This window comes from Achromobacter ruhlandii, from assembly GCF_902859695.1.
In the GTDB taxonomy this organism is placed as follows: Bacteria; Pseudomonadota; Gammaproteobacteria; order Burkholderiales; family Burkholderiaceae_B; genus Achromobacter; species Achromobacter ruhlandii.
This window is the reverse complement of sequence record NZ_CADIJL010000064.1, coordinates 1-12,920: the sequence shown is the minus strand read 5'-3', so window position 1 is coordinate 12,920 and position 12,920 is coordinate 1. Positions and strand designations below refer to the sequence as shown.

At 69.2% G+C, this 12,920-nt stretch carries 13 protein-coding genes; 4 read left to right on the top strand and 9 right to left on the bottom strand.

Going from position 1 to position 12,920, the window contains the following annotated elements; translation table 11 throughout:
- The 4 genes from HV742_RS31605 to HV742_RS31590 form a co-directional block, all read right to left on the bottom strand.
- A partial coding sequence (locus HV742_RS31605) for a formate dehydrogenase accessory sulfurtransferase FdhD (RefSeq protein ID WP_175147252.1) occupies nucleotides 1–471 on the bottom strand: 471 nt, incomplete at its 3' end.
- A 19-nt stretch (nucleotides 472–490) separates the two neighbouring features.
- Nucleotides 491–3,367 (bottom strand): formate dehydrogenase subunit alpha, encoded by a 2,877-nt coding sequence (gene fdhF / locus HV742_RS31600; RefSeq protein WP_175147251.1) that lies wholly within the window; start codon nucleotides 3,365–3,367, stop codon nucleotides 491–493.
- Nucleotides 3,368–3,380: 13 nt separating this feature from the next.
- Nucleotides 3,381–4,952: a formate dehydrogenase beta subunit gene (locus HV742_RS31595; protein ID WP_175147250.1), complete on the bottom strand. Its 1,572-nt coding sequence runs from the start codon at nucleotides 4,950–4,952 to the stop codon at nucleotides 3,381–3,383.
- Entirely contained in the window at nucleotides 4,949–5,506 is a 558-nt protein-coding gene (locus HV742_RS31590; RefSeq protein WP_049075655.1) for a formate dehydrogenase subunit gamma, read from the bottom strand. Before HV742_RS31590 ends, HV742_RS31595 begins: the two co-directional genes overlap by 4 nt.
- Before the next feature lie 157 nt (nucleotides 5,507–5,663).
- Here HV742_RS31590 and HV742_RS31585 point away from each other — a divergent pair, with 157 nt between their 5' ends.
- From HV742_RS31585 to mobA, 3 genes are read left to right on the top strand one after another with little or no spacing between them, the layout of a single operon-like run.
- Nucleotides 5,664–6,740 (top strand): substrate-binding domain-containing protein, encoded by a 1,077-nt coding sequence (locus tag HV742_RS31585; RefSeq protein ID WP_063583111.1) that lies wholly within the window; start codon nucleotides 5,664–5,666, stop codon nucleotides 6,738–6,740.
- Between the two features lie 35 nt (nucleotides 6,741–6,775).
- Complete coding sequence (moaA, locus tag HV742_RS31580; RefSeq protein WP_054500964.1) at nucleotides 6,776–7,870, top strand: GTP 3',8-cyclase MoaA; 1,095 nt, start codon at nucleotides 6,776–6,778, stop codon at nucleotides 7,868–7,870.
- Nucleotides 7,863–8,486 (top strand): molybdenum cofactor guanylyltransferase MobA, encoded by a 624-nt coding sequence (gene mobA, locus HV742_RS31575; RefSeq protein ID WP_175147249.1) that lies wholly within the window; start codon nucleotides 7,863–7,865, stop codon nucleotides 8,484–8,486. The genes moaA and mobA overlap by 8 nt, the downstream gene beginning before the upstream one ends.
- Here the strand turns inward: mobA and HV742_RS31570 are convergent.
- Genes HV742_RS31570 through moaC form a run of 5 tightly spaced genes read right to left on the bottom strand, consistent with a single transcriptional unit; the run spans nucleotide 8,471 to nucleotide 11,411 of the window.
- On the bottom strand, nucleotides 8,471–9,676 hold the full coding sequence (locus HV742_RS31570) for a molybdopterin molybdotransferase MoeA (protein ID WP_175147248.1): 1,206 nt from the start codon (nucleotides 9,674–9,676) through the stop codon (nucleotides 8,471–8,473). The genes mobA and HV742_RS31570 overlap by 16 nt on opposite strands.
- 5 nt (nucleotides 9,677–9,681) lie before the next feature.
- A complete protein-coding gene (gene moaB / locus HV742_RS31565; protein ID WP_049075648.1) occupies nucleotides 9,682–10,206 on the bottom strand; it encodes a molybdenum cofactor biosynthesis protein B in 525 nt (174 codons plus the stop codon).
- Nucleotides 10,203–10,685 carry a molybdenum cofactor biosynthesis protein MoaE gene (locus HV742_RS31560; protein WP_054417111.1) on the bottom strand — a complete coding sequence of 161 codons (483 nt, stop codon included), beginning with the start codon at nucleotides 10,683–10,685 and terminating at the stop codon, nucleotides 10,203–10,205. Before HV742_RS31560 ends, moaB begins: the two co-directional genes overlap by 4 nt.
- A gap of 5 nt (nucleotides 10,686–10,690) precedes the next feature.
- Entirely contained in the window at nucleotides 10,691–10,942 is a 252-nt protein-coding gene (locus HV742_RS31555; protein WP_020926652.1) for a MoaD/ThiS family protein, read from the bottom strand.
- Nucleotides 10,923–11,411 carry a cyclic pyranopterin monophosphate synthase MoaC gene (gene moaC, locus HV742_RS31550; RefSeq protein ID WP_049075645.1) on the bottom strand — a complete coding sequence of 163 codons (489 nt, stop codon included), beginning with the start codon at nucleotides 11,409–11,411 and terminating at the stop codon, nucleotides 10,923–10,925. Before moaC ends, HV742_RS31555 begins: the two co-directional genes overlap by 20 nt.
- A gap of 327 nt (nucleotides 11,412–11,738) precedes the next feature.
- On the opposite strand from moaC, the gene HV742_RS31545 reads away from it, so the two are divergent.
- Nucleotides 11,739–12,920, top strand: a 1,182-nt coding sequence (locus HV742_RS31545; RefSeq protein ID WP_175147247.1) for a DUF748 domain-containing protein, incomplete at its 3' end; no start/stop codon positions are given.

Sequence of the window (12,920 nt, the reverse complement as noted above, 5' to 3'; positions counted from 1 at the left end):
GCGCATGTCGCGCATCGCCCGCAGCACCGCGCCCACCGGCAGCGGCGCGCCGGCCGGCACCGGCGCCACCGGCCGCAGCACCTCGGGCAACGTCTCGACGCCGCACAGGCCGCAGCCGGTGCGCCCGGCCATGGCGCGGCGGCGCGATTTCAGCCGCGCCTCGCAGGCGCTGGAGATCTCGATCTGCACCACGACGCCGTCGCATTGCGGCAGCAGGTCGATGCCGCGCATGTCGGTCACGCTGTCGATGATGCCTTCCGACAGCGAAAAACCGACGGCGAAGTCCTCCAGGTCGGCGGGCGTGGCCAGCATGGTGGCGTGGCTGATGCCGTTGAACTCCAGCGCCACCGGCGTTTCCTCGGCCAGGTTGTCGCCTTCGGTGCCGGGCGCGATGGCGCCGGCCCGCACGCGGGTCACCTGGGCCGCCACGTGCTCGGGGCGGGAGGAAGGGGGAGGGGCGCTGTGGTCCATGGCGGGCTCGGCTGTCGGGTTATTTCCCCGACGTCACGGCTTCGTTCTCGCGCGAGCGTTCACGCAGCAGCTTCTGCTGGATGTCCGCGAAGCGCGACCATTGCCGCTGCCATTCCGACGGCTGGGACACGCGCGTGACCTGTACGGCCGTGACCTTGTACTCGGGGCAGTTGGTGGCCCAGTCGGAACTGTCGGTGGTGACGACGTTGGCGCCGGACTCGGGGAAGTGGAAGGTGGTGTATACCACGCCCGGCTGCACCCGGTCGGTCAGGGTCGCGCGCAGCACGGTCTCGCCCGAGCGGCTCTGGATGCCGACCCAGTCGCCTTCGGCGACGCCACGGTCCTCGGCATCCTGCGGATGGATCTCCAGCACGTCCTCGCTGTGCCACATGACGTTGGGCGTGCGGCGGGTCTGCGCGCCCACGTTGTATTGCGACAGGATGCGGCCGGTGGTCAACAGCAGCGGGAAGCGGCGCGTGCTGCGCTCGTCGGTCGGCACGTACTTGGTGATCATGAACTTGCCCTTGCCGCGCACGAAGCTGTCGATGTGCATGATCGGCGTGCCCTCGGGCGCGTCGTCGTTGCACGGCCATTGAAGGCTGCCCAGCTTGTCCAGCTTCTCGTAGCTGACGCCGCTGAAGGTCGGCGTCAGGCGCGCGATCTCTTCCATGATCTCGCGCGGGTGGCGGTAGTTCATGGGATAGCCCAGCGCGCTCGACAGCGCCACGGTCACTTCCCAGTCGGCCTTGCCGTTCTTCGGCTCCATCACCTTGCGCACGCGCGAGATGCGGCGCTCGGCGTTGGTGAAGGTGCCGTCCTTTTCCAGGAACGACGAACCCGGCAGGAACACGTGCGCGTACTTGGCGGTCTCGTTCAGGAACAGGTCCTGCACCACGATGCATTCCATTGCCGCCAGCGACGCCGCCACGTGCTGCGTGTTGGGGTCGGACTGCACGATGTCCTCGCCCTGGCAGTACAGGCCCTTGAAGGTGCCGCCCAGCGCGGCCTCGAACATGTTGGGAATGCGCAGGCCCGGCTCGGGCTGCAGCGTCACGCCCCAGTCCTGCTCGAACTGCGCCCGCGCCACGTTGTCGGAAATATGGCGGTAGCCCGGCAGCTCGTGCGGGAACGAGCCCATGTCGCACGAACCCTGCACGTTGTTCTGGCCGCGCAGCGGGTTCACGCCCACGCCTTCGCGGCCGACGTTGCCGGTGGCCATGGCCAGGTTGGCGATGGCCATGACGGTGGTCGAGCCCTGGCTGTGCTCGGTCACGCCCAGGCCGTAGTAGATCGAGCCGTTGCCGCCGGTGGCGAACAGGCGCGCCGCGCCGCGCACGGCCTGCGCCGGCACGCCGGTGATCTCGGCCATGGCTTCGGGCGAATTCTCGGGCAGCGAGACGAAGTCGCGCCATTCCTGGAACGCCTTGGCCTCGCAGCGCTCGGCCACGTAGGCCTCGTCGATCAGCCCTTCGGTGGCGATTACGTGCGCCATCGACGACAGCAGCGCGGTGTTGGTGCCGGGCCGCACCTGCAGGTGGAAGTCGGCCTTGATGTGCGGCGAACTCACCAGCTCGATGCGGCGCGGGTCGATCACGATCAGCCGCGCGCCCTGGCGCAGGCGGCGCTTCAGGCGCGAGGCGAACACCGGATGGCCGCTGGAGGGGTTGGCGCCCATGACGATGACCACGTCGGTGTGCATCACCGAGTCGAAGGTCTGGGTGCCGGCGGATTCGCCCAGCGTCTGCTTCAGGCCATAGCCCGTGGGCGAATGGCACACGCGGGCGCAGGTGTCGACGTTGTTGGTGCCGAAGGCGGCGCGCACCAGCTTCTGCACCAGCCAGGTTTCCTCGTTGGTGCAGCGCGACGAGGTGATGCCGCCGACCGCGTCGCGGCCGTACTGGCCCTGGATGCGGCGGAATTCGGAAGCCGCGTAGTCGATCGCCTCTTCCCACGACACTTCGCGCCAGGAATCGGTGATGCGCTTGCGGATCATCGGCTTGAGCACGCGTTCCTTGTGGGTGGCGTAGCCCCAGGCGAAGCGGCCCTTGACGCAGGAGTGGCCGCGGTTGGCCTGGCCGTCCTTCCACGGCACCATGCGCACCACTTCCTGGCCCTTCATCTCGGCCTTGAAGCCGCAGCCCACGCCGCAATAGGCGCAGGTGGTGACCACCGAATGCTCGGCCTGGCCCATCATGATGACGGTCTTTTCCTGCAGGGTCGAGGTCGGACAGGCCTGCACGCAGGCGCCGCAGGACACGCATTCGCTGTCCAGGAACGGCTGGTCCTGCCCCGGCGACACGCGCGATTCGAAGCCCTTGCCCGAGATCGTCAGCGCGAAGGTGCCCTGGGTTTCCTCGCAGGCGCGCACGCAGCGGTTGCAGACGATGCACTTGGAGGCGTCGTAGGTGAAGTACGGATTGGACTCGTCCTTCTCGCTCTTCAAGTGGTTGGCGCCGTCGTAGCCGTAGCGCACGTTGCGCAGGCCCACCACGCCGGCCATGTCCTGCAGTTCGCAGTCGCCATTGGCCGGACAGGTCAGGCAGTCCAGCGGGTGGTCGGAGATGTACAGCTCCATCACCCCGCGCCGCAGGTCGTGCAGCTTGGGCGTTTCGGTGAACACCACCATGCCGTTCTCGGCCGGCGTGGTGCACGAGGCGGGATAGCCGCGGCGGCCCTCGATCTGCACCAGGCACAGGCGGCACGAGCCGAACGGCTCCAGGCTGTCGGTGGCGCACAGCTTGGGGATGTTGATGCCGGCCTCGGCGGCCGCGCGCATCAGCGAGGTGCCTTCGGCCACGGTGATTTCCTGGCCGTCGATGGTCAGGGTGACGGTTTTTTCGGACACCCGCGCCGGGGTGCCCAGATCGCGGTCGCGCTTGATGACGGTTTCTAGCATGGCGGTCTCGGCTTCAGGCGGGGTGGACGGCGGACTGCGAGGACTCGATGCCGAAGTCCTGCGGGAAGTGGTTCAGCGCGGACAGCACCGGGTAGGGCGCCATGCCCCCCAGCGCGCACAGCGATCCCCCCAGCATGGTGTCGCACAGGTCGCGCAGCAGGTGCACCTGCTGTTCGCGCCCCGGACCGCCGGCGGCGATCTTGTCCAGGGTCTCCACTCCACGGGTGGAACCGATGCGACAGGGCGTGCACTTGCCACAGGATTCGATGGCGCAGAATTCCATGGCATAGCGCGCCATGCGCATCATGTCGACCGTGTCGTCGAATGCCACCAGGCCGCCGTGGCCGATCATGGCCGAGATCTGGACATAGGCTTCGTAGTCCAGCGGCACGTCCCACTGCGATTCGGGCAGGTAGGCGCCCAGCGGGCCGCCGACCTGCACCGCGCGCAGCGGCCGGCCCGAGGCGCTGCCGCCGCCGAAGGTGTACAGCAGGTCTCGCAGGCTCAGGCCGAAGGCCTTTTCCACCAGTCCGCCCTGCTTGACGTTGCCGGCCAGCTGGAAGGGCAGGGTGCCGTGCGAGCGGCCTACGCCGTAGTCGCGGTAATAGGCCGCGCCCTTGGCCAGGATGATCGGCACCGTGGCCAGCGAGATCACGTTGTTGATGACCGTGGGCTTGCCGAACAGGCCCGAGATCGCCGGCAGCGGCGGCTTGGCGCGCACCACGCCGCGCTTGCCCTCGATGCTTTCCAGCAGCGAGGTCTCCTCGCCGCAGATGTAGGCGCCGGCGCCCTTGCGCACTTCCAGGTCGAAGCGGCGGCCGCTGCCGTGCACGTCGTCGCCCAGCCAGCCGACGCTGCGCGCCCGCTCGATGGCGGCCTCCAGCGTGGCGATAGCGTGCGGGTATTCGGAACGCACGTAGATGTAGCCGTAGGTCGCGCCCACCGCCAGGCCGGCGATGGTCATGCCCTCGATTAGCACGTAGGGGTCGCCTTCCATCAGCAGGCGGTCGGCGAAGGTGCCCGAATCGCCTTCGTCGGCATTGCAGACGATGTATTTGCGGTCGGCCGGCGAGCCCAGCACCGTTTTCCACTTGATGCCGGTGGGAAAGGCCGCGCCGCCGCGCCCGCGCAGGCCGGAGGTGACCATCTCGTCGACGATGGCGGCCGGCTCCATGGCCAGCGCGCGCTTCAGGCCCTGCAGGCCGCCGTGGGCGGCGTAATCCTGCAGGGACAACGGATCGATCACGCCGACGCGGGCGAAGGTCAGGCGTTCCTGCTGCTTGAGATACGGAATTTCCTCGGTCAGGCCCAGCCCCAGCGGATGCTCGCCGCCCGTCAGCCAGCCGGCGTCGAACAGCGCCGGCACGTCCTCGGGCTGCACCGGCCCGTAGGCCACGCGGCCCGCGGGCGTGCCTATCTCCACCAGCGGCTCCAGCCACAGCAGGCCGCGCGAACCATTGCGCACCACCTGCACGGCCAGGCCGCGTTCGTCGGCCTCCAGTTCGATGGCGGCGGCCACGGCGTCGGCGTCCATGGCCAGCGCCGCGGCGTCGCGCGGCACGTAGATCAGGGTGGGGGCGCTCATTGGCCGGCCTCCCGCGCGCGATGCAGCAGGCGGTCGAGCTTGGCCGGCGTGACGCGGGCGTGCGGCTGGCCGTCCAGCATCACCGCCGGCGACTGGGCGCACAGGCCCAGGCAGTACACCGGTTCCAGCGTGAAGTCGCCGTCGCGCGTGCTGGCGTGGAAATCACAGCCCAGCGCCTGGCGCGCATGGGCGGCCAGTTGTTCGCCGCCCATCGCCTGGCAGGACTCGGCGCGGCACACTTCCAGCGTGTGGCGCCCGGCGGGTTCGCTGCGGAAGTGGGGATAGAAGGTGATGACGCCATGGACTTCGGCGCGCGACAGGTTCAGGGCCTCGGCGATGGTCTGCACCGCCTCGGCCGGGATACAGCCCAGTTCGTGCTGGACCGCGTGCAGCACCGGCAGCAAGGGGCCGGGCTGGTCTTTCAGGCGGGCCAGGATGCGGGCGGTGGCCGCCACCGCGGGGCTGGCGGAGGCCTGGGCGGCGTCCAGGGCCATGGCGCCGCCACGGGCGCCGCCGGTGGAAGCCAGATCGGATTTTGCCTCGCGCTGGCGCATGGCGGTCTCCTCCAGGAGTGCTGGGCCCCGTAGGGTGGGGGCTGTTGTGATGGGAGGTCAGGTTGATTTATATGCAATGAAAAACATATAAATTTCCCCTGCCTCGCGTTATTTGTGTACTCTAAACAGGTAATTAATCGCCTTCAATAAGAAATAAATGACATATAAGTTCCGAATCGGCCTGCGGCCGCAATGGACCTTGGGTGGAGACGACGGCGCCCCCGTGCCGCTGCAGGACATGCTGGCGCTGCTGGCCGCCATCGACGCCACCGGCAACATCGCCGGCGCCTGCCGCGCCTGTGATTTGTCGTACCGGCACGCCTGGGGCGTGCTGCGGCGGTTCGAGGGCATTTTCGGCACCCAGCTGCTGATCACCAACCGGCGCCAGGGCACGCAACTGTCGCCGTTCGCGCAGCGCCTGCTGTGGGCCAATCGCCGCATCGAGGCGCGGCTGATGCCCACGCTCGACAGCCTGGCCTCCGAACTGCAGGAAGAACTGGCGCGGCTGCTGCCGGAAAACGGTCCGCACCTGCGGCTGCACGCCAGCCACGGGTTCGCGGTGGAATCGCTGATGGAACACATGGGCGGGCGCAAGCCCGGCCTGGAACTGCGCTATCGCACCGCGATCGAGGCGCTGGCTTCGCTCGAGCGCGGCGAATGCGACCTGGCGGGCTTCCAGGTGCCGCTGGGCGACTTCGAGGCGCCGATCATGGAACGCTACGCCCAGTGGCTGCACGCCGACGAGTACCTGCTGATTCATCTGGCGGTGCGCAATACCGGGCTGTTTGTCGTGGGCGGCAACCCCAAGCGGATCCACGGCATCGCCGACCTGGCGCGCCAGGACGTGCGCTTCGTCAATCGCCAGATCGGTTCCAGCACCCGTTACCTGATCGGCCTGATGCTGCAACGCGCCGGCGTCTCGATCAGTGAAGTGCAGGGTTACGAAACCAACGAATTCACGCACATGGCGATCGCCGCCCACATCGCCAGCGGCATGGCCGACACCGGCGTGGGCGTGGAGACCGCCGCCTGCCGCTTCGGCCTGGATTTCATTCCGCTGGTGCGCGAGCGCTACTTCTTCGCCATCCGCAAGAACGCGCTGGAGACGCCCGCCATGCGCGACCTGCTGTCCATCATGCGCAGCCCCGACTATGTCGGCTACGTCGGCCAGCTGGTCGGCTACGACGCGCGCGATACCGGCCGCCTGCAGACCCTTGAAGAGGCATTTTCCTAGGCGCGCCGTCGTGTGCGCCGGGCTATGATGTTCCCATGAGCAAAGTGATCCTCCTGGCTGATCGCCGCACCGAGCGTCCGGCGCCCCTGGCGCCGCCGCCCGCGGGCCAGCCCGCGCTCGACCGGCGCGCGCGGCCGCTGCGCGACCTGCGCATCTCGGTCACTGACCGCTGCAATTTCCGCTGCACCTACTGCATGCCGCGCGAGGTGTTCGACACCAACTACGTCTTCATGCGGCATGCCGACCTGCTGTCGTTCGAGGAAATCGCGCGGCTGGCCGGCGTCTTCACCCGGCTGGGGGTCGAGAAGATCCGCCTGACCGGCGGCGAGCCGCTGCTGCGCAAGCATGTGGAAAACCTGGTGGGCCTGTTGTCGGGGCTGCGCACGCCCGCCGGCCACCCGCTGGAACTGACGCTCACCACCAACGGCAGCCTGCTCGAACGCAAGGCCGCGGTGCTCAAGGACGCGGGCCTGAAGCGCGTCACGGTCAGCCTGGACGCGCTGGACGCCAGCATGTTCCAGGACATGAGCGACAGCGGTTTCACGCCCGACGACGTGCTGCGCGGCATCGACGCCGCCGCCGCGGCCGGGCTGGCGCCCGTCAAGGTCAACATGGTGGTGCGGCGCGGCCTGAACGACGCGCAGATCCTGCCAATGGCCGAGCGCTTCCGCGGCAGCGGCCACATCCTGCGTTTCATCGAATACATGGACGTGGGCAACACCAACGGCTGGAACCTGACTGAAGTGGTGCCCAGCGAGGAAGTGCTGGCGCGCATCGGCGCGATTCATCCGCTGGAACCGATCTCCACCGACGACATGGGCCGCGTCGCCGAGCGCTGGCGCTATCGCGACGGCGGCGGCGAGATCGGCGTCATTTCCAGCGTCACCCATGCCTTCTGTGGCGGCTGTACGCGCGCGCGCCTGTCGCCGGAAGGCAAGCTGTTCCTGTGCCTGTTCGGCCACGAAGGCCACGACCTGCGCGCGCCGCTGCGCGACGGCGCCAGCGACGACGAACTGGCCGCCATTCTCACTGGAATCTGGGCCGCCCGCGGCGACAACTATTCCGAACAGCGTGGCCGCAACATGGCCGACCCGGCCCGCAAGGTCGAGATGAGCTACATCGGTGGTTGACCCAGCGCCCGCTTTCGACCGGCAACAGGTGGCCGGCCTGATCCTGGCCGGCGGCCAGGGCTCGCGCATGCGGGGCAGCGACAAGGGATTGGTCCTGCTGCGTGGCGAGCCGCTGGTGGCGCACGTGGCGCGGCGCCTGGCGCCGCAGGTCGGGCCGCTGCTTCTCAGCGCCAACCGCAATGCCGACAGCTACGCGCGCTATGGGCGGGTGGTGGCCGACGATACCGACGAATTGGGCGCCTGGCAGGGGCCGCTGGCGGGCCTGGCCGCCGGCCTGGCGGCGGCCGCACCGTGCGAGTGGCTGGTGGTGACGCCCTGCGACACCCCGTTCCTGCCGGCCGACCTGGCCCAGCGCCTGATCGCGGCGGCGCAAGCGGCGGGGGCGCCGCTGGCCTATGCGGTGGCCGGCGGCCAGCGCCATCCGGCCTGCATGGCGCTGCGCGCGTCGCTGTTGCCGGCGCTGCGCGATTATCTCGCGGCCGGCGAACGCAAGGTCGGCCTGTGGCAGTCGCGCGTGGGAGGCGTGGGCGCGCCGTTCGATGACGCGCCCGGCGCGTTCATGAACCTGAACACGCCCGAGGAACTGGCGGCGGCCGAGCGCTACGCCAGCCAGTGACGCAGGTCGTAGTAGGGCACGCGGTCGCGGTCCTGCACCTGCACGTCGGCCGGCAGGCGCGCCAGGCCGGTCGACCACGGCAATGAACTGATCACCCCCGACCCCTGGTGGCCGTACGGCACCAGCTCGGCGTTGCCGTCGTCGGCGGCGCGGCGCTGCACCCGCAGGAATTCCTCGCGGCTGTCCAGGCGCGGATGCTCGGTGCGCAGCGGCAGCCGGCTCACCGGCGGGAACAGTTCCTCGCGGCCCTGCATGCGGCGCACCAGCGGCGACACCAGCATCGCGAACACCGCGTAGGCCGACACCGGATTGCCCGGCAGGCTGACCACCGGCTTGTCGCCGATCATGGCCAGCGCCACCGGTTTGCCCGGCTTCATGCGCACCTTCCACAGCGACAGTTCTCCGCCCAGCGCGGCCAGGGCCGGCTTGACCAGGTCGCGCTCGCCGACCGACACGCCGCCGACGCTCAGCACCAGATCGCATTCGGCCAGCAGCGTCTGGAAGGCGCCGCGCAGGTCGTCCTCGGTGTCGCGGGCATGCAGCACCAAGGCCGGCTCGGCGGCCATGCCGCGCACCAGCGCCGCCAGCATCGGGCCGTTGGAGTTGTAGATCTGCGCCGGTTCGCGCGCGCCGCCGGGCGCCACCAGCTCGTCGCCGGTGGTCAGGATGCCCACCCGCAGGCGGCCGTAGACCGGCACGCTGGCCAGGCCCTGCGAGGCCAGCAGCGCCACGTGGGCGGCCTGCAATTGCGTGCCGGCGGGCAGCAGCGGGGCGCCGGCCAGGGTGTCTTCGCCGCGCAGGCGGATGTGCTGGCCGGGACGGGGCTGGCGCGTGATCTCGACCTGCTCGTCGGCCTCGTGCGTGTCTTCCTGCATCACCACCACGTCGGCGCCTGCGGGGATCAGGCTGCCGGTGAACAGGCGGATGGCGTGGCCGGGCTTGAGCGGCTCGGGCGTGTCGCCGGCATAGCAGCGCTGCTGGATCGGCAGGCGCGTGCCCGGCTGCCAGTCGGCCAGGCGCAGCGCGTAGCCGTCCATGGCGCTGTTGTCGGCCGGCGGAATGTCCACCGTGGCGTCGAGGTCGGCCGCCAGCACGCGTCCGGGCGCTTCGTCCAGGCCGACGTGTTCGCGGCGCGCGAGGGGGGCGGCCGCGTTGGCCAGCAGGGTCTGGGCTTGGTCGAAATCCAGCATGGGTATCAGTGGTCTTCTTGGTCGCGGGGTTGGAAGTGCGTGGCGAAATTGCAGGGGCGGTGGCCGCTGTCCAGCTGCTCGCGGATGATGCGGTTCCAGGCGGTCTCGCAGGCGTTGTTCGAACCGGGCAGGCAGAACAGCAGGGTCTGGTTGGCCTCGCCGGCAAAGGCGCGCGACTGGATGGTGGAACTGCCGATTTCCTCGTAGGAGATCTGGCGGAACAGTTCGCCGAAGCCGGGAATCTCGCGGTCCAGCAGCGGCAGGATGGCCTGCGGCACATGGTCGCCGTGCGAGAAGCCGGTGCCGCCGGTGGTCAGGATGACCTGCACCTCGGGGTCGGCGATCCAGTCGCTGATGACGCGCCGGATCTGGTAGAGGTTGTCCTTGGCGATGTCGCGCCGCACGCATTGGTGGCCGGCCTGGGCCAGGCTGTTGGCCAGCAGGTTGCCGGAGGTGTCGTCGCCGGCGCTGCGGGTGTCGCTGACCGTCAGCACGGCGCAGGCCAGCGAGACGGGGGAGGCGTCGTTCATGGAGTCTCCTTGGGGGTCGGGGTGTCGGCGTCCCAGGACTGCGTGCGGTCCTGGTCGGATTGGCGCTGTTCCACCCAGAAGCTGTCGCCACCCGCCAGGGTCTCGCGCTTCCAGAAGGGCGCGCGGGTCTTGAGCGCGTCGATGATGAATTCGCAGCCGCGAAAGGCGTCGCCGCGATGGGCGCTGGCCGCGGCCACGAACACGATCTGGGCATTGCGGGCCAGGGCGCCGACCCGGTGCACGATCACCGTGCCGTCCAGGTTCCAGCGCGCGCGGGCGGTGGCGGCGATGTCTTCAAGCTCGCGCTCGCACATGCCGGGGTAGTGTTCGAGGTAGAGCGTGTCGGTGGGCGTGTCCGGCGCGTAGTCGCGCACGTAGCCCACGAAGGTGACGATGCCGCCCACGCCCGGCCCGGCGCTGGCGCGCAGGGCGGCGGTGAGCGCGGCGCCGTCGAAGTCGGCTTCCTGCACGATGACCATGGCGCTCAGCCTCCGGTGACGGGTTCGAACACCGCCACCTCGTCGCCCGCGCGGATCGGCGCCGACGGCTTGGCGTGGGTCTGGTTGATGGCCAGCTTCAGGCGGCCGGCCGGGGCCAGCTGCGGATAGCGTTCGCCAAGCGCGGCCAGCAACTGCGCGCCGGTGGACTCGCCGTCCAGCGGCCAGGCCTCCGCGCGCTTGCCGACCAGTTCGGCGACGCGGGCGAAATACAGCAGGTTAATCGTTGCGCCATTCACCGCTTTTACCTCCCGCCTTGTACTTCAGGCGAACTTGTTCGATCACGATGCCCTTGTCGGCCGCCTTGCACATGTCGTAGATGGTCAGCGCGGCGACGCTGCACGCGGTCATGGCTTCCATTTCGACGCCGGTCTTGTAGCTGGTGCGGCAGGTGGCCAGGATGTCGATGCGGTGCGCCGCGTCGTCCAGCGCGAATTCGACGCCGACGAACGACAGCGGCAGGCTGTGGCACAAGGGGATGAGCTCGGCGCAGCGCTTGGCCGCCAGGATGGCGGCGACGCGCGCGGTGTTGAGCACTTCGCCCTTGCCCTGGCCGGGCTGCGTCAGCAGGCCGTAGGCCACCGCGTTCATGCGGACGCTGGCGGTGGCGATGGCGACGCGTTCGGTGTCGGTCTTGCCGATGACGTCGACCATGCGGACCTGGCCGGCTTCATCCAGGTGGCTCAAGGTGGGGGCGGGCGTGGACATGGGAATCGGGATCGAGAATTGTTAATGATTGAAAAGAGCGGTCCCGGCAGGCCGTGGCGGGCCGCTGATGCGCCTATGATAGACGAGCCGCCAGCCGCCGCGCTTTGAGGAAAGATAAGCGCGGCCTTCTTTGCCTGGGCGCCGCGCCCGTGGACCTGCTTTCAGGCCGCGCAGGGATGCCGCGCTGACCGTGGCTTGCGTGCTTTCGTGCCCCTGCGGGGGCATTTGCGCTTGTGGCGCCGCGGCTGCGATGGCGCGTTGCAAAAAGCCCCCCAATTTGCTCGAAGGACGCGATAATGACCTTCGATTCGTACCAGGAGACGCACAATGCCCTTGCGGATGCCCAAGTTCCGGTTCACCCGCCGCTTAGGCAAGATCCTCTTGGGCGTCGTGGCCACGGCGCTGATTCTCTGTGGCATCGCCGCCTGGCAGGTGCCCAAGGTGCTGCACAACGTGCTGACCCAGGATGTGGCCAAGATGCTGGGCCGCGACGTCGCCGTCGGCAAGATCACCTTCAATCCCTTCACCCTGACCGTGCGCGCGCAGGATCTCGCCGTGGCGCAGCCCGGCTCGCAGACGCCCCTGTTCACGGCCTCGGAACTGGACGTCAGCGCCGCCTGGACCTCGCTGTTCTGGTTCGCGCCGGTGGTCGACCGCTTCACCCTGCGCTCGCCGACGCTGTCGATCGTGCGCGAGGACGTCACCCGCTTCAACTTCTCCGACGTGCAGCAGCGCGTGGCCGAGATGACGGCCTCCAAGCCGGACGAGCCGCCCAAGGCCGATGAAGGCCTGCCGCGCTTCTCGCTGAACAACATGGTGATCGAGGGCGGCGTCATCACGCTCGATGACAAAGTCACCGGCCGCAAGCAGGTGGTGGACGAATTGGCCATCGGCGTGCCGTTCATCTCGACCTTCGGCTATGCCACCGACATCGACGTGCAGCCGCGCCTGCACCTGCGCATCAACGGCAGCCCGTTCGACCTGACCGGCGTGGCGCGGCCTTTCGACAAGGTGCCGTCGTCGACGCTGCGGGTGGCCTTCAGCGGCCTGCAACTGGAAAAATGGGCCGACGTCTGGCCCATGCCGCTGCCGTTCAAGCTCGAACGCGCGTTGCTCGACTCGAACCTGCAGGTCGTGTTCGAGCAGCCCAAGGACGCGCCGCCCAAGATCCGCGTGGTCGGCGACCTGGGCCTGCGCCAGTTCGACCTGCGCGACAGCGCCGGCGAGAGCCTGGCGGCCTGGAGCGCGCTGACCGTCACCCGCCTCGAACTCGAACCGATCGCGCGCCAGGTGTACGTGGGCAGCGTCGACCTGTGGGCGCCGCAGGTGTACGCGCGCCGTTACAGCAACCAGCACCTGAACTGGCAGGACGTGGTCGACAAGCTCAAGCAGTTGGGCGGCCCGGCGCCGGCGGCCCAAGCCGCGGGGACGCCGGCGGCGAAACCGGACGCCGCCGCCCGGCCGGCAGCGGCTGGCGCGACCGCCGTCGCGGGTCGTCCTGAGGCTGCC